Genomic DNA, 19,875 nt, shown 5'->3' with positions numbered 1-19,875 from the left:
AGCTCTGAGGTCAGCTCTGGCTGTCGCTGAAGCTGATTCGGTCCAGTGCCATCAAATCGATGCCATGGCGGGCGTAGACCTTGACGGTGTTTTCCCCGGTCAGCTCGGCTTCGGTGTATCCGAGGAGGCCAGCGATCCGTACGACTTCTTCCCGCGACTTCGCCTCAATCTCCAGGTAAGGGGGAATCATTGGCCACGCGTCGATCTCGAGCTGGGCACCATCGAGCTCAAAGCTCGTACGCCGATTCTCTTGATAGCTGCGTGCGGTGAAACCCATCATCTTGAGCAGATCGTTGGTGCTCTCGAACGCCGACACCTCGATCTCGACCTCGTCGGTTCCGTCGATGCCGTCGTGCCTGATCTCTTTGACCGACAAAGTCACGCAAGAGCCGTTGTCGCGCAGTCGAATCCATCGACTCTCGTCGCCAGGAACGATGTCGTAAACGTAGCGCCGCTGCAGGGTTGTGTCAGCTGTGCGACGCCCGCCCTGCGCGACGATCGCCTCGGCGGCGGCTGTCGTATCAATGTCGAGGACCTTGGCCTCAAACTCGATGTGCATTCACGGAATCCTTATCCATCAGGCAGATATCGGGGACAGATGAACGTACTCTTCGGAGCGCAGGTCGATGATCTCCTGCGGTAGCGGACTGCTCAAGAACTGCGCGACAGGCAGGCACAGGTCCATCCGTTGGATGCAGACCCCGACCTGGAAGCCGCCCGATCGGTCCCGATACAGCCTGACCCCGTAGTAACCCTCGTGGCAATCCTTACCGTTGTTGAACCGGCATCCCGCACATGTCTTCGGCAGGCGAACTGGTCGAATCCTCTTGAACCACAACACGCGGCCGTCGGGTAACTGGTAGGAAGTGCGCCACCCTGACGCGCCTGCGGTCACATGATGGGCGAGAGGCACCGCCGCTAGATCGTCCAGAATGTGCTCGATGGCGTCGATGGACACGATGCCCTCATCGAGGGAGTTGAGCAGGCGCACCGACAGCTCAGGTGCCCACTCATTGATGAGCCGGTGCACCCTGGAGGCGTGGGTGTAGTCGGGCACCACGATGTTCGCCGAGGCGCCGACTCCATGATCCAATGTCACCTGGACCGAGTTACGCAGTGCCAGTACCTTTTTCGAGGCACGCTCGATGTCCGCGAACTTGTGGTGCTGGACCTGGGCCAACTCGGCGGCTGTCGTCCCGAAGATGGAGAAGTTGACACGATCCAGACCTGCGCGGGCGCAGTCGGGAATTATCCGTGCCGCGTTTTCGCCGTTGGAAGTCATGCACACCCGGAAGCCAGCGTCACGACCGGCCGCCACGATGTGTGCCAGGCGGGGGTGCAGGCTCGGCTCACCGCCGGTGAGGTGTAGCTCGTTAAGATCGAGCACATCGCGCAGCCTCGCCAGCACCGCGGCGAATTCCTCATCCGGCGAGACGGCGGCCGGCAGAAATCGAGCGCCGTTGTCGGCCAAGTAGATCGAGACCCGCCCGGACCTACCACGGCCAGTCATTGCGGCGGACCGTGGAACGTTGAGATTGTCCGCCACTACAGGTGTTCCCTCGTTGTGGCAGAAGGTGCAAGCCATCCCGCACGCGTCGATAATCTTGACGCGCAGCGTACGGTCGCGTTCGACTCGAAGTGGCAGTCCATCCTTGATCGGCGGAGCATCTGGTGTTCCCACGGCGCTGAGCTGGCTCATCGGCGTCTCGCCTCCTCTAGATTGCCTGACGTCGATCCTGAGCCAGGGGGAAGCGGGGCGGAATTGACCAAACCCGTGGCATCAACCCACGGACAGGCACCATCATCTGATATGCGCAACGGCTATCCTGTTGCGCTGCAAGTCGATTACCCTTTCTTCCAGCACAAGGTGGGGCAATGTGAGTCGACGGAAAACGTTCGATCCTGGTGAGGTGCCGATTGGGTTCTGGCACCGCGATGACGTGCGCCTAGCGCTGGCGCGGCGAGAAGTCGGGCGGCTCTTCGGTATCTATCTCGGTGAATTCCCGGCCTGCACCCAAGCGCAACTGGCGCTGCTCACCGAGCACGACCGGTCCGACATCTCAAACTTCATCCGAGGCGCACGCAGTCCGCGGGTGACCGATATCGACGTCCTCAACCGCATTGCCGATGGATTGGACATGCCTGACGAGGCACGCACGCTGGTAGGGCTTGCCCCACGAGAGCCTGCTCCGGCGGAGCACCGGGTACTGAATCCGCTTCCAAAGGATGGTGAGGCTACGGTGACGGGCTGGTATCGGCCGGTCCCGGCGGCTCGACCATTGCGAATTGCCATCTGCGGGAGCCGATCTCCCAGTTGTAACCTCGCCTGCCTCGATGAGGCGATCCACGCGCTAAGCCGACTGCTGATGAACCGGCGATGCGAGGTCGATCACGGGCCTGTAGGCATCGGGATCGAAACCATGACCTACATCGCCGATCACTACCGGCCACCAACACTCCGCGCTGCCGTCGGGGTATTCGGACGGTCCAACGTGGTCCGTCACGCCGACTTCGTGCTCGTGATCGGTGGTGGCCCCGGTACCCTCGATGAAGTCGACCTGGCCATCTCAATGGGCAAACGCATCATCCCGTTCATCTGCAGCGGCGGGGCGGCCCGCCATGCCCTCGACCGCATGAACGCCGACGTCAGCTTACGAGCGTGGATGTCCGAGAACAGCTTTGCGGCATTGAGTAGCTGCGCATCTGCTGACGAGTACGCCAAGATAGTCGAGCAACTGTTCGCGGAGACAGAGAGTAGACCAAGTGAGTAAACGCCCATACGTGCTGTTGAGCTGCGCCGCATCGATCGACGGATACATCGATGACAACACCGACGAGCGCCTCCTGCTGTCGAACGACGCCGACTTCGATCGTGTCGACGAAGTCCGTGCAGGTTGCGATGCAATCCTGGTTGGAGCCAACACAATTCGCCAGGACAACCCACGACTGCTCGTGCGTTCCGACGCGCGCCGCGAGGACCGCGTAAGCCGGGGCCTGACCGCCAGCCCGACCAAGGTCACCGTCACCAGAAACGGTGACCTCGACCCGAACGCCAAGTTCTTCGGGGCCGGCGAGAACGAAAAGATCGTCTACACAGCATCTTCGGCACTGGACAAAACCCAACAATCCGTTGGAGCTGTCGCCCAGGTTGTGGATGCGGGCGACCCCGTCAACTTCCACCAGATACTCGACGACCTCACCGGACGCGGGATCAATAAGCTGATGGTCGAAGGTGGTGCGGCCATGCACACCGAATTTCTCACCGCAGGACTCGCCGACGAGCTACACCTTGTAGTCGCCCCCTTCTTTGTGGGCGATTCCAAAGCCCCGCGATTCGTCAAGGATGGCCAGTTTCCGTGGAACAAAGACCACCGTGCCCACCTGGCGAGTGTGACTCAGATCGGGGACGTGGTTCTTCTTCGCTATGCCCTGACGGAGCGATTCGACGCATAGATCATGCGCCCAGAGCTCCTGTAGAGGCCATGACAACCAGACTGTCCGCACTTAGATCATCCCAGCCAACAGATCGTGCGATTCCGGCTCGGCCACCAACATTGAGGAGACATGTTGCACGACATCGACCGCGGACGCATCTTCCGTTCCGCCTGGATAGCGGGAGTTACCGAGCACTACCCAGACGAGCCGAAGGCGGGCTACATCGCCCCTTGGGAACAGATGCCCGAGTGGGAACAGGCGAGCGCCATCGCGGCCTACAAACAGGTCGCCGCGTTCGTCGAAGCCACCGGCGGTGCTACCGAGAAGCTCAGCCGTGAGCAACGCGGACGCTTCGTGGCCCTGTGCTGGATCGGGCAGATCTACAAACATTTTCCCGACCCGAAACCCTCCTACGTCGCCGACTGGGATCAACTTCCCGGCTGGCAACAGCAGGTCGACGCCGACATCTTCGACGCCATCGAAAGTTCGCTGACAACCACGAACTAGCGACGGCCGAAAACGAGTCCTGGACGTGCGCCGAGGACACGCACCGTCGCTAAACTGTCGTAGACCTCCTCTAACGTCGTCTTCTATTCATGCGTTTAAAGGTAGAGGTAGTGACTAATTCCTTCGGCTTTCATGCGTTGTCCGACTCGGGACTGCCGCCAGGCAGGGTAGTCACGGCAGCTGACTCCCTGGAGGATGGCCGGGAGGTCCTGTGGGTGTCCGATGAGCTCCAACCCATGGCGGATGTGCTCTGGCGATGGCTCTACAACCAGCGAGCCGACACCGGGATGTATCCGCTGCTACTCGAGCCGCATGATTCCTTTTCGTCTTTGCCCGCAGATCAGGCGTATCGGCCCTGGCACAGCGGCGAGCTGGGATTCGTACCGGTCGAGAAGATCGACGCACTCGACGCAGGGCAAGTGCTGCAGGCCATGTGGCCGGCTACTGACGATGATTACTCGTCCGATCTCGGTGCCCCACGGCAGTGGCCAGGTTTGGCGCCGCCAGGTGTCGGTGGCGGCGATCCGGACGCAGCGGCTCGAAAGTTCGCTGAGGAGCTGGCGGACAAATCCGATCGTCTGATCGGATTGGTTCCGGCGACGCGCGGTGCAGACGCACTCGCGTTGTGCGGGTGGGAGGGTCCGGTGAACCTCACCGATTTCACCGAGGAAGTCGCTGTAATTGTTCGTTCTTGGGAGGAGCGGTACGGAGCGCGAGTGGTCATGCTCGGCTTCGACACGCTACATCTCTCTGTAGCCGCACCGCCGAAGACCCACGACCACGCGCTTCAAGTCGCCGCCGAGCACTTGGCTTTCTGTCCGGACAACTTCGACTACGGCACCTTCAGTGCATACGCGGCGACGCTGATCAGAGCCGATACTTGGGAGTTCTGGTGGGATTAGGCCCTGGGTAGTAGGGCTTTCCAGTAGGCGCGATTCCCCGGTTTGTCTCTGTATATGGAGAATCCGGCTGTGCGCTCGTAACCGCACTTCTCGTACAGCGCGTGCGAGGCTGCTTGCTTGCTGCCGGTGTCGAGGATTGCAGCTCGGTAACCGGCACTCCGGGCGTCGTCTTCCAGGCGGGCCAGCAGCTGCTGGGCGACGCCGCGTCGTCGCACGTGAGGTTCGACGTACATTCGCTTGATCTCTGCGGTGGTGCCGTTCTCGTCTTCAACATGGCGTCGGTATCCGCCACAGCCAATCGGCGCACCGTTGAGGTAGGCCACGACAAACGTACCGCCTTCTTGCGGTGTGAATTCCTCTGGCGCGACTGGTGTCTGGTCCGGGTGTCCGTAGAGCTCCTCGTTGACGGCGAGCGCTTTCGCGATCATCGCGGTGGCGTTCGGGGAATCGTATTGCTCCGAGCGCAGGACGACTGCCTGAGCGGTTGCCGACGAAGTCATACATCCAGAATTAGCAGATTTTTGCCTTCTTCATCGTCTCGAACGTGTCTAGGAAGTTGCGCACGGTCGAGGTGGTGCGGTGTGGGCGCAGCTCTGCGTTGATCGTGTCGATGAGTTTGCGGCAGCGAGCTGAGCCGACCTCTGGCAGCATCGGCAGCACTTGCCCAGCTTCGTAGCAGGCGAGCTCGAGGTCCTGTCGCCCGCCGGTTCCACGGGCATGGGCGAGAGCGAGGGAGAGTCCGTATAGGACCCGGTCGCGCGTCGCATCCTGGTTCAGGCTGGCGAGGCCCTCTGCGAGCTGTTGCTCGGCTTGAACGGTGTCGCCGAGATGGAGGTAGCAGCGGCCAGCTTCGCTGGTGAGAACGGTCGGACCCATCCAGTAGACCCACGCAGGATCGTTGTCGTGCTCCCCGTGTGCGAGCGCTTGGTGCGCGCGATCGAGTGCAGCAGATGTCTCGGAGTGCATTCCGGAGGTAGCGAATGCACGCGCCTCACGCATGGCGATCAGCGCTTGAACCCGAGGTGTCGTGGCTGTGCGGAGTCCCTGTCGAACAGTGCCCATGATGGAGACCGCGTCGTGAGGTCGGTTGCGCCATGTCTGCTGGAACGCGATGCAGCTCAGCACGAGGGCACCGAGTTGTTTGTCGCCTGCCGACACTGCGGCGCGGAGACCGAGAAGGTACATGCGCTGGGCAAATCCGTGTCTTCCGAGGTCGAAGCCGAGCCATCCTGACAGCTGGGCCATCTGGCCAGCCAGCGAGAGTAGGCGGCGTCCTAGGTCTGTCGGATACGACGAATCGCTGAGAAGGCCGACTGCCTCTCCAAGCCGGTTGACGACCGCACGCAGGACCAGTTCGCCGCCGTGCCCGTCATCGAGACGTCGAAGCTCGGCCAAGTCTTTTTCGAGGTAATCGATGTAGTCGGGGGTGATCCGGCCTTGTCCATTTGGCATGCGGTTCGACATCAACGGGTGGTTGCCGAAAGCCCAGGAGTCAGCGAGCGTGGTGAGCTCTCCTCCGGAGATCGCGAAATGGGTTTTTGCGTTCCCCGAGACTCGGAACTCCTTAAGCAGTGCCAGGGTGTCGTGCGGCAGCCACCTGTCTGTAGCTATCTGTGCTACAGCGGGCAGCCACACCTCGGTCTTATGGGTCTGCCCAGGCCACAACTGGTCGACCGTGACAATTTCGCCACGGGCCTCGGTGAGGATCCCGGCGACCACTGCAGGCAAAGGATCTCGCGGCACGGTACCCCGATCACGCCATGCGAAGGGTGTCTTGGCATGAATCCGACGATCCGGACTTACGACACGATTTACCGCTCGCGCCAATTCGTAAGGCGACCACCCGATTTCTTCCAGTAGCCGTCGCAGTTCCGCGTTGGAATTCAGCCCACCCATTCGTTGAATCGTACTGAAACTCTGCACTAGCGGAAGCGAATGTCCTGCTAGAACCCAAAATACGGCAAAATACTACACCCGCCTGCCGACGTTAGGCGATGTGCGGCATCGCGATCGCTAGCTACCGCCGCCCACATCGTTTGTGCTAGATGCAACCGGTCGCACCGGAGACGACCGACAAATCCTTCGGCCCCTGCCGATCGGGATTGAGGAGCGATGGCGGTACACGTAGTCGGCCACTCGATAACAAGTGACCAGATCGACCACCGAGCGCGGCGTGCAGCAGGTGGCGAGTGGGAGGTCAGCTTCCTGCCCGGGATGACATTCACCGCGGATCAAGCTGTTCTTGCCTTGCGGGCAGCCGAAGGGGTCTCGGCGCTGGGGACGTGGGCGGAGCTCCTCGGCCTGACGCCCTTGGAAGTGGTAGGCATGGCGACCGCGCCGTGCGTATGGCAGAACTGCCAACTCGGTGGTTCTGCCGGACCGAGCGCCCGTCCCGCACTGCGAGGCGTTCGATGACAGGCGACTGGGTGCTGCTACACGGAAAGCGGATTCAGCTGCAGGGCAGAAAGATTCAGGGCTTCATGGCCGGTGCGGCGGAGGGGCGACGCGACGCGGCGATGGACGGATGGGAGCCGATGGGGTCGCCAGCCCCGCTGGATGACCCTGGTGACGCGGCCGGACGCCACTTGAGGGTGGTGCGGTGATGTTCGAAGGCTGTCACACGCCAGAGGAAGTGGCGCAGTTCTACCGCAATCGGTACGGACTGGCGGCGGAGTTGTCTTATCAGCGGGCGTTCGTTCGGACCGATGACTCGATGGGCGCGATCTTGATGCCGCCGTGGCTGGGCCAGCAGGTGAAGAAGAGCTTCGGCGAGGACATTTCGGTTCCGATCATCCGCCATGGCCAGCGTGATGGTTCTTGGGTCTTCCTCGTCGGCAGGTGGCGCGGCCGTGTGCGCAATCGTGCGGTGCCCGCGCTGATCCGCAATGACGGGATGTTACTGCCGCCACGCTCGCCGGTGTGGCTGCCGATGACCGACGCCGGGCTCGGATGGACGTGGTACTCCCCGCCGCGTTTCGGCGCGTCGCTTCCCTCGCGTACTGAGGTGCTGCACTCGGTGTTGGTCATCATCGACAACGCTGACGCCGTACCAGATCCATTGCGCCACAGGTTGATTTCGGTGCGCGGTAAGCCGCCGATGCGGGCGCAGCGGCGGTGATCGTGATGGTACTTCCCTCCGATGACGAGCTGTTCCTTTCGATCCGTGGGCAGCTCAAGAGCGCGGATCGGCTGTGTCAGCTGGCTACCGAGATGGGTCGACTGCACTGGCGCAAACTGTGCGGCGGAGCCGGATGCGCCGAAAGTGTCTGTGACAGAGCAGAACTGATCGACGAGATCGACCTGTGCGTCTCGGAGCGCCTGCCGATTCCACACCCGAGCGCGACCTTGCACACCGAAACTGTGGGCCAACTGATCGACCGGTTCGCGTGCACCATCGTCCGCGCCTACCACCTCCTGATGACCCTGGATCCCGCCGACCCCCAGATCCATGCCGCCTGGTGCCAGGTCGCTGAACTCGCCGACGGCTACACCGACCTGTGTACCGACGTAGGCAACAGAGCGCGGCGGCTTCCCGTCTTCGGAGGGTGCTGTTGACCAGACCGTGGCCCATCGCATCGAACTCGACGGCTCGCCGCCTTGGCGGCGGTGCCTCCGCCAGGTCCCGTGCCCCGTCATCACCGAGCTTCCATTCGCAATCCAAATATCACCATGAAGGAGTGGATCGACCATGTTCGATGAACCGCCACCGCTGACCGGTCAACCCTTGAAGGCGGCGTATACCCGAGCGATGACCGGCTGGCTGGACCGGCTCGTGATCCTGGATACCGACCTGTTCTACGACCCGGATGACCTCGCGGCCTTGATCATCGCCGCCGAGACGACACCCAACCTCGTCGTGATCACCGCTGACGAGACCCAGGGTCGGCGCGCCCGCCTGGCCCGCTACGCCCTTGACCAACTGGGCCGCACCGACGTGCCGGTGATCGCCGGCCTCGATCTCGGCGGCGAGAAGCGGTTCCTGATGGACGACTACCTCGACGGTTTGGAGCCACAGCCCAACGATCTGGTCGACTCGGTGGCTCGGCTTTGTGACACCGTGAGCGGTCCGATCGACTGGGTCGGGATGGGACCGATGAGCAATTATGTCGCCGTCGTGACCGCCGCCCCGGAGCTGGCCGAGCGGTTCATGCTCTACCAGATGGGTGGTTGGCTCGATAACTATCGGGACAAGCGGGTCGCCAGCCACAACCTGCGCACTGACCAGGTCGCCGCCGGGCTGGGGCTACGAGTCGCCCACAAGCCTCGGCTGATGCTGTCTGATCACACCAACGCCCACGAAATCCGCATTACGCCCGACTGGGCAGTGATCCGCAGCCTGCGCTCCTCACCGAACCAGGCAGCCCAGTTGCTGGCAGCCAACTTCGATATCTGGTTCGCCCGGCGCGGCGGCAGTTGGATGCATGATCCGTTGACGCTCAGCCTCGCCCTCGGGTGCCCGTTCGTGACCATGCGCGGCGAGTGGATCCGGATCGAACGCGACGCCCGCCTCTACCGCGACCTCGACGGTCGCGTAATGGAAGTATCGTGCTCGGTCGACTACACCGGGTTCCTCGACTGGTTCCACGAAAGCCTCCTAGCCGGAGCCCACCGATGATGCGGCGACCCTGGCTACACCGCCGCCCGCGGACCAACTCTCACGAGAGTCCAGCGCTCGTGGACTCGCGATGTCGCACGATCCCGCTCGGCGTCACCGCAGGCTCGTCGCGTTACGTCCGGCTCCACGCTGATTGCGGCAGAGCCGAATTCGACGCTGATCACCAGCTGATCCGGGTCGCATGTCCGGCCGTGCTGTGCGGGTCGGTGCCGGTGGCAGACAACATCATTCGCTCGCACCGGACATGGGACCGCCGCCCGTGCCAGTGGAGCGGATGGCAAATCATCGATGACGGATTCACGGTAGAGAAGGCGGCATCGTGAACGCAGCGACTCCCGATCAGATCGGTGCCACAACGGGTTTCGGTGACTGCCTCGCCGATCCTGGTGAACTTACGCGCGGCGACGCGATCAAGGCGATGAGCCGCCATCACAACTGTTCGCGCGAGTGTCTACCGCTGCAGCGGGCCGGAGCGACGCTCAACACCGAGTACAGCTGGTCGCCGTCTGCCAACGTGGCGACCGACCTGAGCTGGGGCGTGGTCATGTCGACCCTGGTTCGGGAGGCGATACGGCTTTCCGGACAGAACCAGCACCGGCCCAGCCCCGGCGAAGCGATCTGACCCTGAATTCGAGGTCATCGTCGACAGTGCTCGCTCGCGAACCGCCGCTCGACCGATACCCACTTCGGTCCGGGCGCGGAATCTGGATCTATTGCTCAACAACGCTTTTCGAATACTTCAAGGAGGAATCCCCATGGGTCGCATATACACCGCTGTAGCGACGATGATCTACGCATTCACTGCGATTGTGGTCTACGGCGTAATCGTCAGTTTCACACGCCAGCAAGCATTCACAGATCTTCGCGGCGTGTGCTTCGGCGGTGACGAACCCGAGTACCAAGCCTGAAACGGTAGAATCGCACGGCCCGGCCGCCCCGCACGAGGGCGCGCCGGGCCGTGGCGCGTCAGGCCGCCACCCAGTACCGGCAGATTCCGTCGGTGGTGATGGTGTCGAGGTCACCGCCGCAGGCTGTGATCACCCGCCGTGAGGCGAGGTTGTCACAACGGCAGGTCAGCAAGGCGCGATGAATCCCGAGCTCTTTTGCCAGCGGTAGCGTTTGGCGGAGGATCGCGGTGCCGTATCCACGTTCGCGATGCTCCGGCGCGACGACGTAGCCGATGTGGCCGCCCCAGCGGTCCAGTCCGTCGGTGAGGTAGTGGCGGATGTCGCTGCTGCCGATGAACCGGCCGTCGGCGTCCTCGGCGATGAGGAAGGTCTCGGGTGCTTTGCCGGGGTCCAGCTCGATGCCGTGCCGTGCCGTGTCGAGTCGATCCAGGTAGTCCGGCCAGGGGCCGCGATAGTTCTTGGCGAACTCGAACCCGGCGGCGTGCAGACGTTCGCGGAGGTCGCGAAACCGATGCTCGTCGGCCGGGCCGAGCTGCCGAAGCCGTATATCGGCCGATCGCGCACCGCGTGCCGATGCGGTGGCCGAGCGGGAAACCAACGCCATCGACATCTCAACCTCGGTGACTGCGGTGTCGTCGAGGGCTGGTCGTCTGCGGCCGGTGTCGGTGAATCCAAGCCGGTCGTAAAGCGCTCGCGCGAAGATGTTGTCCTCGGTGAACCACAGCCGGAGCTGGCGATGCCCGCTGGCGCGAGCCCAGTCGGTCACCGCGCCGACAAGCAGATCTGAGAGTCCGGTGCCGCGGGCATCCGGCCGCACCCATACCGAGGCCACGGATGCCGTCTCGTCGGCGTCGAGCACGCCGCCGGCCGAACCGAGTCGGCCGCCGTCGTCGGACTCGGCGATGAACAGCGCCTGCGTCTCCATCCAGCTGCGCCACTGTCCTTCGGTCCACGCCGAGGCGACCGCGAATGCCGATCCGAAGACAGCGGAGCGGGTCTCTGCCAACGCATCCAGCCGAACCGCTCGCGCGAGTCGCCATTCGTCCACGCCCACCCTGCGCACGATCATCCGGCGATCCTGCTCGTCACTCATCTTGTCGGGCAACGCATTATCGACACCGCAGTGCGGTGAGGATGTCGCCGTAGATCCGGTCGACGATCTGCTCGCAGGTCCATGTGGCGTCGATGCGGACCTCGTCGATGCCGGGTAGCGGCTGCCAGCCGTGGTACCAGGCCGCCAGCATCTGCTCGGGGATCGTCGCGGCCTGTGGGCGCCCGGCGTGGCGGGCCGTGGTCTCGGCGAGGGTGAGATCGAATCCGTAGTGCAGCGAGCGGGGAGCCTCGGCGGTCAGGTGCGTGAGCATCGGCCCGTACCGGTGTGCGTCGAGGATGCCTTCGACGATTACCACGCGACCGCTGGTCAGACACGCCTGGGCGATCTGCGCGATCAGTTCGACGTTGAAGGCGCCCGGCTCGTCGGACTCGCGCAGTATCTGTCGGCGTACTACGTCCTGGGGCACCACCGCACACCTGCTCCGCTCGAAGCGCCGTTGGACAGCGGCGGCGACTGTCGATTTGCCGGAGGCCGAGTTGCCTCGCAGGGTGACCAGGACTGTCACGATGCGGCCCGCGGGGCGAGTGCGGATTCGAGTTTGGTGATGAATCGCGGCAGGTGCGGGTCGGATTCCGGGATGCCGAAGCGGTCGATGTCCCACCAGCGCCCGCCGTCGAACTCTCTTGGATTCAAACCGGATTCGCGAGTGCGGTCACCCGCGATCACGTACCACAGCGAGACATCGAGGTGGCCGTCGACGGTATCGGGGACCGAGGTCACGGTCAGCAGCAGTGGAGCGGGGCCGATCACATCGAACTCGGGTTCTGTGCCCAGTTTCTCTCGTGCCTCACGTCGGGCTGTCGCCAGCGGATGCTCGCCGGGTTCTACGTGGCCGCCTGGTGGTAGCCACAGCCGCGAAAGCCGGTGTCGGCCAAGCAAGATCCCTCGGCCGTCCGGATCGACCGGAACCACGTAGACCACCAGATGCGGTGTCGGAGTCGCGGGCTTGTCCCGACGGAAGATGTCGTCGGTCGCCGCGAGCCAGGCCAGCGTTTCGCGATGATGCTGCCGTTCGAGGTGGTCGTATGGGGCGATGCCCGCGACGATCTCGGCGACGGCAGCGGTGGCTGGCTCCATGGGCGAGCACCATAGACCTCGGGTCCGACAGATTTCTGGTCAGCTGGGCCGATCTCAGTAGCGGTCGTCGTCCCCATCGTCGCGATAGCTCTCGAAGTAGGCGCCGGACTCGGCGGTGCGCTCATGCGCTTCGACGAGCGGCTCGGCCAGGTCGAGCAGGCGCTGAGCGATATCCTCGGCGTCGGCACCGGGCAGGTAACCGCCATCGGTCTTGATCAGGCCGCCGATGAGCGGCGAAGCGAGAAAGTCCAGGACAGCGGCGACCTCGTCCACGTTCGGGGCAGGGTCGACGACGCGGCGCACCACGCGATAGATACCGAGCGCGGCGACCGGCTGTTCCATCTCGCCGTGGCCGGTGTCGGCGAGCTCTTCGACCTCGTCGGCGATTACCTGCAGCACCGCTGCCAGCCACGCCGCCGCATGCTCCATCCTCCATGCCTAACACACTCGGACCCGAACCGAGTGCGAAGCGGTCGGACGAGGCCGACGGGCAGGGAGCGCGCTCCTCTGCCCGTCGTTGTCGCCGTCGCTCAGCGGACGCGGGTTCCGTAGCGAGGGCTGGGGAAGATTTCGGGGTCGGTGCCGGGCCATTTCTCCTCGGCGCGCAGTCGGTCGCGCAGCTCACGCAGGTGGGTGTGGTGGGCCAGGTATCCGTTCTCGCCTTCGAGGAACTCGGCTCGGACCTTCGCGGCGATCTTGTCGATGGGCCGCTTGGTGCTCACCTTGATCCGTTCGAGCCAGTTCTCGGAATTTTCGTCGTAGAACATCCAGGGCAGGTCGTAGTTGAGTCCGACCACCTCCACCCGGTTCTTGCCGACCGGAGAGACCCGAATCCGTTGGCGCTGCGGCCCGTTGAGATATGCCTGCTCGATGCCGTTCATGTACGGATACAGCGTCCAGCCCGGCCCCCAATGCCCGGCCAGTGCCTCGGCGAAGTCGGCCAGAGCCATCCCGGTCAAACGCTCCGGCAGGGCTGTGGGTGTGGCGTCGCTCGTCATCGCGAATCCTCTCGTGCTGGTTGATTGCTGCGACACCATGAACGCTCTGCTCGGCGCATGAAGTCAAGCCCGGAAATACCGAAAAATATTGTGGTGCAACATCATTCGCTAACACCCGGCTTGACTTCGGTGCCGACGAGAGCGTTCATGGTGTCGTAGCCCGAACACACCGGCAGCACACCGGGGGCTACCGCCCCGACCGGGGCACGACCAGCCACCAACACCTCCCGAGGAGCTGTCATGCCGAACACCACCACGACCACCGAACCCACCACCGCCCAGAAGCTTTGGGTCGCGCTGCACGAAACCCCCGGCGCCACCTCGGCCGAACTCGCCGAGCGCGCCGGAATCGGCGGCTCCACCGCCCGCAAGCTCCTGGTCGCCCTGGAGCGCACCGACGGCGCGTACCGCACCGAAGGCGAATCCGACGGCAGCGCCCGCCGCCCCGCCGACCGCTGGTGGCCCAACACCGACTCCGGCGACACTGACGACGCGAGCGAGACCCTCGCCGACGACACCACCGAAGTCCCCGCTGAACCGGCCGACACCGCCGCAACGGCCCAAGACCCGGCCACGCCTACCACCGGCGAGGACGACGCGGCAGCGGGCCAGGACGAGGCCGACACCGCCGAGCCCGAGATCGACTCCGCCGAAACCGATCCCGACAACGCCACCGACGCCAGCGCCGAGAACGACGAACCGGCCGAGGGCGACGACGACGCCGAACCGGCGACGGCCGAGCCTGGCGCTGACGCCGAACCGGCGGCCGACGAAGCCGACGCCGACGCTGAGGCGACCCCGGACACCGAGGAATCGGCCAAGCCGAAGCGACTGGGCAAGGGGGTGCTGCGGGGGATGATCGAGGACTTCCTCACCGACTGCGAGGGCCGGGAATTCACCCCCAGCCAGCTCGCCAAGGAACTGGACCGCTCCGCCGGGGCCATCCACAACGCCCTGGAGAAGCTGGTCGCCGAGGGCACCGCGATCCGCACCTGCGACGCGCCCAAGCGCTACACCCTCGCCACGGAGGAGTAGCGGATCCAACGCCCAGCCTCGGGCACCGGCCGACCGGCCGGTGCACCTGGCTGGACGTTGGAACCCACATCGAAAGGAGCGCAAAACCCATGCCCGACAGCGATATCCGATACCGGACCTATGGCGAGGTCCTCGTCAAGCTCGCCGCCGACCCCGGCGCTCGTATCAGCCACGCCGAGGCCCGCGCGATCGCGTGGCGCTGGTTCACCGACTACCACGGCGGCACACCCTGGAACGGTGAGGAATTCTTCAACCTCGCCCACTGGTGCGGCAACGGACGCCACGCCGAGCAGATCGCCCGCGACCAGCTGGCCGCCGAAGCCGAGCGCCTGCTGGCCGAAGTCCGGCACCCGGCCGTCGCGACGCGATGGCGCACCTGGGATCCGGCAGGCGACCCGCACACCGCCGCCCTGGCTGTCGCCGCCCTGGTCGAGTTCCTGCACGCCGGGGCGGGCCAGCATGGATAAGCCGACCTACAACGCCATCGCCCGCCGCGCCTACCGCGACAACGGCACCGGCATCGCGCTCACCGACGCCGAAGCCAAAATCGTCGCCGCCGGATGGGTCGGCCGGTACTACTGCCTCGAGCTGTATCGATGGGTCTGCGGCGACACCGCGATCGACCCGAACACCCTGCTGCGCGAAGCAGGCAAGCTCCTCGACGACCTGTCTATCCATCGCGAGGATTGGCCACACGCCGGACAAGCCGAGCCCAGCATCGCCGCCGCCTCCGCCCTGGTGCGATACCTGACGGCGCTGTGCGGCAAGGGGGTAGGGGAATGAGCGAGCGGACCGAGATCCGGGTCGTGCTCGCCACGGTCGAGACCGACGCCGACGGACCGACGCGGTATGAGGTCCAGGTCAACGATTGGCCGTGCGGGCATGTCGCCCGCGTACCGACCGGCTGGCGCAAGGTCAGCGCAGCCACTGGCCGCACGCGCGGCCCGTTCTTCGACACCGCCGAGACCGCCGCGCTGGCGCTGGCCGGTGAATGGGGCTGAGCCTTCAGACGAGCGATGCCGCCCGGTGCGCCGGGCGGCATCGCTCGTCTCTCGGGGTTACCCGATCTTGAGCAGCTTCCAGTCCCCGCCTTGTGCGGTGGCGGCCTCCCAAGCGGCGAGGGCCGCAGGCGCGGCGTCGCCGCCGAAGTCCGCGTCATCGAAATACTGGGTGTCGGAGAGGGACTCGTCGAACGCCATCCCGTTGTTGTCGTACTCCTGCACGATGTAGAGGTTGTTCGCCATCGTCGCGTCCTTTCTCGCTCGGGTGTTCGTCCACACCATGAACCCTCTGCAGGCCGCCGAAGTCAACCGTCGTCATGGGTAATCGCTTGCCCGACAACGTGATACATATCTTCGGCAGCGTGGTGCGCGACGTACGCCGGAGTCCACCGCTACGCAGGGGCGTCGATGAACGAAAGAACCGACCGTCCCTCCCTGGTGCGGGAGCGGGCGGTCGGCCGTGTGGTTCGACGATAGCGTGTCGGTCACCGATTCATCCACCGGATTAGCGATGTCGACGTTCATCTCAGACCATCACGCGCCCCGCCCGCCGCGTCGACCTCGGTGGCGGACACAGCCGGGGCGAGATCGAATCCGGCTGGCTCGTTCCCATGAGTCGGGCGCCCGCGGGTTCGGCCCCCGTCCCCGCGCCTAGCCTCACCACCATCCCTAGTGCCTCCCTGCTCGCCGGCCGCCGCGGAGTGGCAGCTGTCGAGCTGGGTCGCGGCGCGTATCGGCCCGGCGCCACGGTTGGACTTCTACAGTGCGTGCATGACTTCCGATACCGCGCTGTGGCAGCCCCGCAGTGCCGCTGACCACGACTGCGCCGCCGCCGTCCAGGCGCTGACCGCGAAGTTCTTCCGCGACGATGACATGGGTGCCTCCTACGCGCCCGCCCAGTTCAAACAGGCCCTTGAGCTGATGTCGGTATTGAACCGCTATCTCGCCGACGCCATCGGCGGACCGGGCAGGTTTACCGCTCCCGATCTCGTGCAGCGTTTCGAGCTGACATGCGCGCTGACCGAAATGGCCTACCAGCAGCGCCGCTTGTACTGGGGCCTGGCGCGCTGGGCCAAGCAGAGCCACGAATACGACGAGCTGGATGCCTCGCAGGCGTTCACGGCCGCGCACCGGTTTCTCGACGCCCGTCGCCACGTCGCCGAGCTCGGCGACGCGCTCACCCACGCCCACAGCTACATCGGTCAGGGTTGCGACCGGGCGTGTACCCGGCACGAGAGCATCGCCAACGGCACGCACGAAGCCGATGACGACTACGACGAGGAGTTCCACGACCTCTGAACCGCACCGGCGTCGCGACGATCGGCGACCGGACAGCTCAGCTGGTCCAGCCTCTGTTGAGGCGTTCATAGTAGGCGTCGTCGGCGGCCTGAATCTCTTCCTCCGACATCGACCGTTGCGGTGCCGATGCTGGCTCCTCGATGATCTCGGCAACGGTGGAGAGCCCGGCCTGGACACGCCGGTCGTCACTGAGCGGCCGGGTGGCCTGCGCGGCTTTGGCGGCGGCGTCGGTTTCCGCCTCGGCGGTGGCTTGCAGGATCAGCTCGGCGAGCCGATCGCCGTAGCGCAGCGCCTCGCGACTCAGGCGCAGATCGCGAAGCCGACCTGCCGAGTCGACGACGGCGGTGATGGATCCGTTGCCCGCTGTTCCTTTCCCGCGGACGCGGGCCAACGCCGAACGTACCTGGCTGGCCTTGGATTTGATCTCCTCGACAGCGGCGTCGAAATCGACAAACTCACTCATCGAGGAGGTCCGCGAACTCTGCCCGGATGTGGGGCTCATTGGAGACCTGCTTGACCATGTGGAGAGTGCTGCGCGGCCCGAAGTAGGTCTGGATAGTTTCCTTGGTCGGATCGGCACCCCGTGCGCGGAGCAACCGAATGGTGGCAACCGGGTCTCCGGCGGCAGCGTTGACAGCCCAGTAGATCGCGGGGTGGCCTTTTGTTGTGACTGCGTCGATGTCGGCTCCGGCGTCGAGCAGCCGGGACACGATTCGGGGCGCGCCTGCTTGGGCAGCGAAGTGCAGCGCCGTCCAGCCATCGTTGTCGGCGGCGTTCACGTCCTCCGTGCCGAGCAGCCGTTCGACTGTCGCGAGATCGCCTTCTGCGGCGGCGTAATGCAGTGGTGTGCGGCCGAACTCGTCTGGTTGTGACATCTACTTGTGCTCCCGTCGGTGGCTTCGGTTCCCGGGGTGGTCCTCGACGTGGAAGTAGTCGGGGTGGCTGTTGACGTAGTCGTTGAATTCTTGCTGGGTCATGTTCTTGCTTTGCGCGATCTCCAGAAGCCGCCGGTGCTCGAACCCGGAGTTATGGCCGAACTCCCAGGCCGGATTCACCGGGTAGAGAGAATCATTCGCGGCATCGACGTAATACTTGCCGTCCTCGGTCTTCGGCAGCTGCGTCACCCAGGGCTTGTCGTCATAGGTTCGGTTGATCGGCACCTTGACCTCGTCCTCGGATTTGACGATGTACCACTGCTCCTCAACGTCGCCGGGCCGCTTCCACCGCTTGGTCTTGGCGAAGATCTTTTCTTGTGTTTCAACCCTGAGCCCTGGTCGGCGCAGGTTCGCGAACGTCGTGAACGGTCCCGGCGCGACGACTCCGTCGGCACCGGCGAGTGCCGGTCGGGCACGGATCAGCGGGATCAGCGCCTCGGAGCCGCGGGCGATAGCCTGGGACACCGCTATCGGGATCCGCACGATGTCGGTCAGACCGATCAGCGCGCGGATGATCGCGGCGATGCGGGCACCGTAGATGCTGATGGCCACCGCCATGCCGCCTTGGGCGGCGAGCGCGGAAGTGCCGCCGGTGAAGAACGCGCCGATCCACCCGGCGGCCTGGTCCAGCGCCACCAGCGCGAGCAACTCCAGCAGCGCTCGCTTGATCGCGTTCTTGGTCTGCTCGACCGAGTCGGCGTAGGAGTCACAGGATTTCCCGAGCTCGTCACAGACGCCAGCCAAAGTCTCGACCTGAGTTTTGATCAGGTCGGCTTGTTCGAGTGCCTGTGTGGTCTCCGGACTCTGCTGGGCTTCGATCCCGGTGCGGGCCGCAGGCAGCATGCCGGTGACGAACCGCAGACCATTGGCCATGTCGCGCCACGAGGCGCCCAACGCCCGCAACTTGTCCGGTGATCCGTTGGGCCACAACTCGCCCTCAACCGCGCCTTTGACCAGGTCCCAGCCGGTGGGCTCGGGGTCGCGGCCGCCGAAGGCGGCGGGCGGTTCCGGTGGCTGATAGATCTGCAACGAGCCCGGCGGATACACCAGGTCGTTTGGGTTCGGCTGCGGTGTGGACTGGGAGTTGGCGTTGGCGTGGTTGGCGGCGGTGAACTGCAGCAGATCGTGCATCTGCCCGATCGCCAGGGCGAGATCACCGAGCGCGTCGACGGCGCTCCATGCCGCCGGGTCGTAGTCGGCGGACCATTTGCGGCCCGCGTTGTCCGAGCCCGCGGTGCCGCCGCCTTTGGCCAGCCGGTTACTCAGCGTGGTGATGTCGTTGACCAGGGTGTTGTGGACCCGCTCGTACTCGCTGGCAGCGTGGACGAAGCCGTCCGGGTCCACGCGTACGGTCGGCGGGGCCATCTAAGGCCACATTCTCGTGTTGGTCTCGATGGCTGCGGTGTAGTTCGTGTGCGCCTTGCGGGCGATTTCGCGCAGCTCGTCGAGGTTCTCTCGCAGCTCGGCGGCACCGGTCATCCACCGATCGTGGGCGGCCCGTTGCGCGGTCGCGGCGTCGCTGGACCACGACAGATGAAGCTCGCCGATCCTGCGATCGATGTCGGCGAGCTCGGCCTCGACGTCGCGGCTGAACGCTTGCAGCACCGTCACGGCCGCGTCGAGCTGGTCGAGGTCTACGGTGTAGGCGTCCTCGCTCATGGCCGCTGTTCCTCGACTCCATCGAGGCCGGCGGCGCGGTCGTGGTCTTGGGCTTCGTAGCGGCCAGCGGCGTCGGTCAGGGCGGTCGCCGAATCACGTAGCGCGGCGATGATCTCCCCGGCGCCGTGCATCCATTCCAGCCAGCTCTCGTCGTAGGCGCTGGCGGCCTTGCCTCGCCAACCGTCGGTGAGCAGCTCCCGGCCGATGGTGCGGTCGAGTTCCCGTACCCGGTCATCGATGATCTGGGTCTTGTCGGCGACGTAGCGTGAAGTCTCTCGTAGCTGGACCGGGTCCACTCGCAACTCGTCGGCCACGCCGTCTCCCCCTTCGCGTCAGCTCGCTGAACCGCTCCCGACTCGATGAAACGCTTCCGACTATAGAGCGCGCAAG

Annotated in this window: 30 protein-coding genes; 14 read left to right on the top strand and 16 right to left on the bottom strand. The window is 64.8% G+C overall.

Translation table 11 applies throughout. From position 1 onward, the window contains the following. Positions 1-10: 10 nt before the first annotated feature. A complete protein-coding gene (locus tag ACHQ4I_RS00755) occupies positions 11-559 on the bottom strand; it encodes a hypothetical protein (protein ID WP_420769681.1) in 549 nt (182 codons plus the stop codon). Positions 560-577: 18 nt separating this feature from the next. Further along, positions 578-1,699 carry a radical SAM protein gene (locus tag ACHQ4I_RS00750; protein ID WP_420769680.1) on the bottom strand — a complete coding sequence of 374 codons (1,122 nt, stop codon included), beginning with the start codon at positions 1,697-1,699 and terminating at the stop codon, positions 578-580. A 178-nt stretch (positions 1,700-1,877) separates the two neighbouring features. On the opposite strand from ACHQ4I_RS00750, the gene ACHQ4I_RS00745 reads away from it, so the two are divergent. The 4 genes from ACHQ4I_RS00745 to ACHQ4I_RS00730 all read left to right on the top strand — a co-directional run bounded on the left by ACHQ4I_RS00745 (position 1,878) and on the right by ACHQ4I_RS00730 (position 4,844). Beyond that, on the top strand, positions 1,878-2,771 hold the full coding sequence (locus ACHQ4I_RS00745; RefSeq protein WP_420769679.1) for a hypothetical protein: 894 nt from the start codon (positions 1,878-1,880) through the stop codon (positions 2,769-2,771). Between the two features lie 10 nt (positions 2,772-2,781). Continuing rightward, a complete protein-coding gene (locus ACHQ4I_RS00740) occupies positions 2,782-3,453 on the top strand; it encodes a RibD family protein (RefSeq protein ID WP_420769678.1) in 672 nt (223 codons plus the stop codon). 111 nt (positions 3,454-3,564) lie between these two features. Next, positions 3,565-3,942 (top strand): hypothetical protein, encoded by a 378-nt coding sequence (locus tag ACHQ4I_RS00735; protein ID WP_420769677.1) that lies wholly within the window; start codon positions 3,565-3,567, stop codon positions 3,940-3,942. A 215-nt stretch (positions 3,943-4,157) separates the two neighbouring features. Beyond that, entirely contained in the window at positions 4,158-4,844 is a 687-nt protein-coding gene (locus tag ACHQ4I_RS00730) for a DUF4253 domain-containing protein (protein ID WP_420769676.1), read from the top strand. Here ACHQ4I_RS00730 and ACHQ4I_RS00725 read toward each other — a convergent pair. Further along, positions 4,841-5,344 carry a GNAT family N-acetyltransferase gene (locus ACHQ4I_RS00725; RefSeq protein WP_420769675.1) on the bottom strand — a complete coding sequence of 168 codons (504 nt, stop codon included), beginning with the start codon at positions 5,342-5,344 and terminating at the stop codon, positions 4,841-4,843. The two genes, ACHQ4I_RS00730 and ACHQ4I_RS00725, sit on opposite strands and share 4 nt — an antisense overlap. 10 nt (positions 5,345-5,354) lie before the next feature. Further along, the gene (locus ACHQ4I_RS00720; protein ID WP_420769674.1) at positions 5,355-6,740 is read right to left on the bottom strand and encodes an NsdA family TPR-like regulatory protein; all 1,386 of its coding nucleotides are present in this window, start codon (positions 6,738-6,740) and stop codon (positions 5,355-5,357) included. Positions 6,741-7,255: 515 nt separating this feature from the next. Between ACHQ4I_RS00720 and ACHQ4I_RS00715 the strand changes: the two genes are divergently transcribed. The 5 genes from ACHQ4I_RS00715 (at position 7,256) to ACHQ4I_RS00695 (ending at position 10,081) form a co-directional block, all read left to right on the top strand. Beyond that, positions 7,256-7,447: a hypothetical protein gene (locus ACHQ4I_RS00715; protein WP_420769673.1), complete on the top strand. Its 192-nt coding sequence runs from the start codon at positions 7,256-7,258 to the stop codon at positions 7,445-7,447. Further along, complete coding sequence (locus tag ACHQ4I_RS00710; RefSeq protein ID WP_420769672.1) at positions 7,447-7,962, top strand: hypothetical protein; 516 nt, start codon at positions 7,447-7,449, stop codon at positions 7,960-7,962. The genes ACHQ4I_RS00715 and ACHQ4I_RS00710 overlap by 1 nt, the downstream gene beginning before the upstream one ends. A 5-nt stretch (positions 7,963-7,967) precedes the next feature. After that, entirely contained in the window at positions 7,968-8,399 is a 432-nt protein-coding gene (locus ACHQ4I_RS00705; protein ID WP_420769671.1) for a DUF4254 domain-containing protein, read from the top strand. 133 nt (positions 8,400-8,532) lie between these two features. After that, complete coding sequence (locus ACHQ4I_RS00700; protein ID WP_420769670.1) at positions 8,533-9,459, top strand: nucleoside hydrolase; 927 nt, start codon at positions 8,533-8,535, stop codon at positions 9,457-9,459. Between the two features lie 319 nt (positions 9,460-9,778). Next, complete coding sequence (locus ACHQ4I_RS00695; RefSeq protein ID WP_420769669.1) at positions 9,779-10,081, top strand: hypothetical protein; 303 nt, start codon at positions 9,779-9,781, stop codon at positions 10,079-10,081. 344 nt (positions 10,082-10,425) lie between these two features. Here the strand turns inward: ACHQ4I_RS00695 and ACHQ4I_RS00690 are convergent, their stop codons facing one another. The 6 genes from ACHQ4I_RS00690 to ACHQ4I_RS00665 all read right to left on the bottom strand — a co-directional run bounded on the left by ACHQ4I_RS00690 (position 10,426) and on the right by ACHQ4I_RS00665 (position 13,798). Further along, positions 10,426-11,460, bottom strand: a complete 1,035-nt coding sequence (locus ACHQ4I_RS00690) for a GNAT family N-acetyltransferase (protein ID WP_420769668.1) — start codon at positions 11,458-11,460, stop codon at positions 10,426-10,428. Between the two features lie 16 nt (positions 11,461-11,476). Next, a complete protein-coding gene (locus ACHQ4I_RS00685; protein ID WP_420769667.1) occupies positions 11,477-11,986 on the bottom strand; it encodes an AAA family ATPase in 510 nt (169 codons plus the stop codon). Beyond that, positions 11,983-12,558 (bottom strand): NUDIX domain-containing protein, encoded by a 576-nt coding sequence (locus tag ACHQ4I_RS00680; RefSeq protein ID WP_420769666.1) that lies wholly within the window; start codon positions 12,556-12,558, stop codon positions 11,983-11,985. Before ACHQ4I_RS00680 ends, ACHQ4I_RS00685 begins: the two co-directional genes overlap by 4 nt. 54 nt (positions 12,559-12,612) lie before the next feature. Next, entirely contained in the window at positions 12,613-12,987 is a 375-nt protein-coding gene (locus ACHQ4I_RS00675; protein ID WP_420769665.1) for a hypothetical protein, read from the bottom strand. Positions 12,988-13,088: 101 nt separating this feature from the next. Beyond that, the gene (locus ACHQ4I_RS00670) at positions 13,089-13,556 is read right to left on the bottom strand and encodes a hypothetical protein (protein ID WP_420769664.1); all 468 of its coding nucleotides are present in this window, start codon (positions 13,554-13,556) and stop codon (positions 13,089-13,091) included. Positions 13,557-13,657: 101 nt separating this feature from the next. Then, complete coding sequence (locus ACHQ4I_RS00665; RefSeq protein ID WP_420769663.1) at positions 13,658-13,798, bottom strand: hypothetical protein; 141 nt, start codon at positions 13,796-13,798, stop codon at positions 13,658-13,660. On the opposite strand from ACHQ4I_RS00665, the gene ACHQ4I_RS00660 reads away from it, so the two are divergent. The 4 genes from ACHQ4I_RS00660 (at position 13,797) to ACHQ4I_RS00645 (ending at position 15,592) form a co-directional block, all read left to right on the top strand. Next, on the top strand, positions 13,797-14,591 hold the full coding sequence (locus ACHQ4I_RS00660) for a hypothetical protein (RefSeq protein ID WP_420769662.1): 795 nt from the start codon (positions 13,797-13,799) through the stop codon (positions 14,589-14,591). The genes ACHQ4I_RS00665 and ACHQ4I_RS00660 overlap by 2 nt on opposite strands. Positions 14,592-14,680: 89 nt before the next feature. Next, the gene (locus ACHQ4I_RS00655) at positions 14,681-15,058 is read left to right on the top strand and encodes a hypothetical protein (RefSeq protein WP_420769661.1); all 378 of its coding nucleotides are present in this window, start codon (positions 14,681-14,683) and stop codon (positions 15,056-15,058) included. Next, positions 15,051-15,374: a hypothetical protein gene (locus ACHQ4I_RS00650; RefSeq protein WP_420769660.1), complete on the top strand. Its 324-nt coding sequence runs from the start codon at positions 15,051-15,053 to the stop codon at positions 15,372-15,374. The genes ACHQ4I_RS00655 and ACHQ4I_RS00650 overlap by 8 nt, the downstream gene beginning before the upstream one ends. Beyond that, a complete protein-coding gene (locus ACHQ4I_RS00645; RefSeq protein WP_420769659.1) occupies positions 15,371-15,592 on the top strand; it encodes a hypothetical protein in 222 nt (73 codons plus the stop codon). The genes ACHQ4I_RS00650 and ACHQ4I_RS00645 overlap by 4 nt, the downstream gene beginning before the upstream one ends. 57 nt (positions 15,593-15,649) lie before the next feature. Here ACHQ4I_RS00645 and ACHQ4I_RS00640 read toward each other — a convergent pair whose 3' ends face one another. Then, positions 15,650-15,835 carry a hypothetical protein gene (locus ACHQ4I_RS00640; RefSeq protein WP_420769658.1) on the bottom strand — a complete coding sequence of 62 codons (186 nt, stop codon included), beginning with the start codon at positions 15,833-15,835 and terminating at the stop codon, positions 15,650-15,652. 528 nt (positions 15,836-16,363) lie between these two features. Between ACHQ4I_RS00640 and ACHQ4I_RS00635 the strand changes: the two genes are divergently transcribed. Then, positions 16,364-16,891: a hypothetical protein gene (locus tag ACHQ4I_RS00635; protein ID WP_420769657.1), complete on the top strand. Its 528-nt coding sequence runs from the start codon at positions 16,364-16,366 to the stop codon at positions 16,889-16,891. 37 nt (positions 16,892-16,928) lie between these two features. On the opposite strand, the gene ACHQ4I_RS00630 is transcribed toward ACHQ4I_RS00635, so the two are convergent. The 5 genes from ACHQ4I_RS00630 to ACHQ4I_RS00610 are packed head-to-tail and all read right to left on the bottom strand — an operon-like array spanning position 16,929 to position 19,799. Beyond that, positions 16,929-17,354, bottom strand: a complete 426-nt coding sequence (locus ACHQ4I_RS00630; RefSeq protein WP_420769656.1) for a YbaB/EbfC family nucleoid-associated protein — start codon at positions 17,352-17,354, stop codon at positions 16,929-16,931. After that, positions 17,347-17,766: an ankyrin repeat domain-containing protein gene (locus ACHQ4I_RS00625; RefSeq protein ID WP_420769655.1), complete on the bottom strand. Its 420-nt coding sequence runs from the start codon at positions 17,764-17,766 to the stop codon at positions 17,347-17,349. Before ACHQ4I_RS00625 ends, ACHQ4I_RS00630 begins: the two co-directional genes overlap by 8 nt. Next, positions 17,767-19,191, bottom strand: a complete 1,425-nt coding sequence (locus ACHQ4I_RS00620) for an HNH/ENDO VII family nuclease (protein WP_420769654.1) — start codon at positions 19,189-19,191, stop codon at positions 17,767-17,769. Further along, on the bottom strand, positions 19,192-19,485 hold the full coding sequence (locus tag ACHQ4I_RS00615) for a WXG100 family type VII secretion target (protein ID WP_420769653.1): 294 nt from the start codon (positions 19,483-19,485) through the stop codon (positions 19,192-19,194). Further along, positions 19,482-19,799, bottom strand: coding sequence for a WXG100 family type VII secretion target (locus tag ACHQ4I_RS00610; protein WP_420769652.1), 318 nt, complete (start codon positions 19,797-19,799; stop codon positions 19,482-19,484). Before ACHQ4I_RS00610 ends, ACHQ4I_RS00615 begins: the two co-directional genes overlap by 4 nt. Positions 19,800-19,875 lie beyond the last annotated feature (76 nt).

The sequence above is a fragment of the Nocardia nepalensis genome (genome assembly GCF_048910785.1).
GTDB classification, from domain to species: Bacteria; Actinomycetota; Actinomycetes; order Mycobacteriales; family Mycobacteriaceae; genus Nocardia; species Nocardia nepalensis.
Note: the sequence above shows the minus strand (reverse complement) of the source record. Positions and strands in the feature narration are given on the sequence as shown.

What these genes read in the sequence shown, in the direction of transcription:
- ACHQ4I_RS00715 (WP_420769673.1), top strand. Translation starts at nt 7,256, where the DNA reads ATGACAGGCGACTGGGTGCTGCTACACGGAAAGCGGATTCAGCTGCAG.
- ACHQ4I_RS00640 (WP_420769658.1), bottom strand. Translation starts at nt 15,835, where the DNA reads ATGGCGAACAACCTCTACATCGTGCAGGAGTACGACAACAACGGGATG.
- ACHQ4I_RS00665 (WP_420769663.1), bottom strand. Translation starts at nt 13,798, where the DNA reads ATGACAGCTCCTCGGGAGGTGTTGGTGGCTGGTCGTGCCCCGGTCGGG.
- ACHQ4I_RS00680 (WP_420769666.1), bottom strand. Translation starts at nt 12,558, where the DNA reads ATGGAGCCAGCCACCGCTGCCGTCGCCGAGATCGTCGCGGGCATCGCC.
- ACHQ4I_RS00650 (WP_420769660.1), top strand. Translation starts at nt 15,051, where the DNA reads ATGGATAAGCCGACCTACAACGCCATCGCCCGCCGCGCCTACCGCGAC.
- ACHQ4I_RS00705 (WP_420769671.1), top strand. Translation starts at nt 7,968, where the DNA reads ATGGTACTTCCCTCCGATGACGAGCTGTTCCTTTCGATCCGTGGGCAG.
- ACHQ4I_RS00755 (WP_420769681.1), bottom strand. Translation starts at nt 559, where the DNA reads ATGCACATCGAGTTTGAGGCCAAGGTCCTCGACATTGATACGACAGCC.
- ACHQ4I_RS00620 (WP_420769654.1), bottom strand. Translation starts at nt 19,191, where the DNA reads ATGGCCCCGCCGACCGTACGCGTGGACCCGGACGGCTTCGTCCACGCT.
- ACHQ4I_RS00645 (WP_420769659.1), top strand. Translation starts at nt 15,371, where the DNA reads ATGAGCGAGCGGACCGAGATCCGGGTCGTGCTCGCCACGGTCGAGACC.
- ACHQ4I_RS00635 (WP_420769657.1), top strand. Translation starts at nt 16,364, where the DNA reads ATGACTTCCGATACCGCGCTGTGGCAGCCCCGCAGTGCCGCTGACCAC.
- ACHQ4I_RS00720 (WP_420769674.1), bottom strand. Translation starts at nt 6,740, where the DNA reads ATGGGTGGGCTGAATTCCAACGCGGAACTGCGACGGCTACTGGAAGAA.
- ACHQ4I_RS00660 (WP_420769662.1), top strand. Translation starts at nt 13,797, where the DNA reads ATGCCGAACACCACCACGACCACCGAACCCACCACCGCCCAGAAGCTT.
- ACHQ4I_RS00655 (WP_420769661.1), top strand. Translation starts at nt 14,681, where the DNA reads ATGCCCGACAGCGATATCCGATACCGGACCTATGGCGAGGTCCTCGTC.
- ACHQ4I_RS00630 (WP_420769656.1), bottom strand. Translation starts at nt 17,354, where the DNA reads ATGAGTGAGTTTGTCGATTTCGACGCCGCTGTCGAGGAGATCAAATCC.
- ACHQ4I_RS00735 (WP_420769677.1), top strand. Translation starts at nt 3,565, where the DNA reads ATGTTGCACGACATCGACCGCGGACGCATCTTCCGTTCCGCCTGGATA.
- ACHQ4I_RS00670 (WP_420769664.1), bottom strand. Translation starts at nt 13,556, where the DNA reads ATGACGAGCGACGCCACACCCACAGCCCTGCCGGAGCGTTTGACCGGG.
- ACHQ4I_RS00615 (WP_420769653.1), bottom strand. Translation starts at nt 19,485, where the DNA reads ATGAGCGAGGACGCCTACACCGTAGACCTCGACCAGCTCGACGCGGCC.
- ACHQ4I_RS00750 (WP_420769680.1), bottom strand. Translation starts at nt 1,699, where the DNA reads ATGAGCCAGCTCAGCGCCGTGGGAACACCAGATGCTCCGCCGATCAAG.
- ACHQ4I_RS00700 (WP_420769670.1), top strand. Translation starts at nt 8,533, where the DNA reads ATGTTCGATGAACCGCCACCGCTGACCGGTCAACCCTTGAAGGCGGCG.
- ACHQ4I_RS00690 (WP_420769668.1), bottom strand. Translation starts at nt 11,460, where the DNA reads ATGAGTGACGAGCAGGATCGCCGGATGATCGTGCGCAGGGTGGGCGTG.
- ACHQ4I_RS00625 (WP_420769655.1), bottom strand. Translation starts at nt 17,766, where the DNA reads ATGTCACAACCAGACGAGTTCGGCCGCACACCACTGCATTACGCCGCC.
- ACHQ4I_RS00710 (WP_420769672.1), top strand. Translation starts at nt 7,447, where the DNA reads ATGTTCGAAGGCTGTCACACGCCAGAGGAAGTGGCGCAGTTCTACCGC.
- ACHQ4I_RS00725 (WP_420769675.1), bottom strand. Translation starts at nt 5,344, where the DNA reads ATGACTTCGTCGGCAACCGCTCAGGCAGTCGTCCTGCGCTCGGAGCAA.
- ACHQ4I_RS00675 (WP_420769665.1), bottom strand. Translation starts at nt 12,987, where the DNA reads ATGGAGCATGCGGCGGCGTGGCTGGCAGCGGTGCTGCAGGTAATCGCC.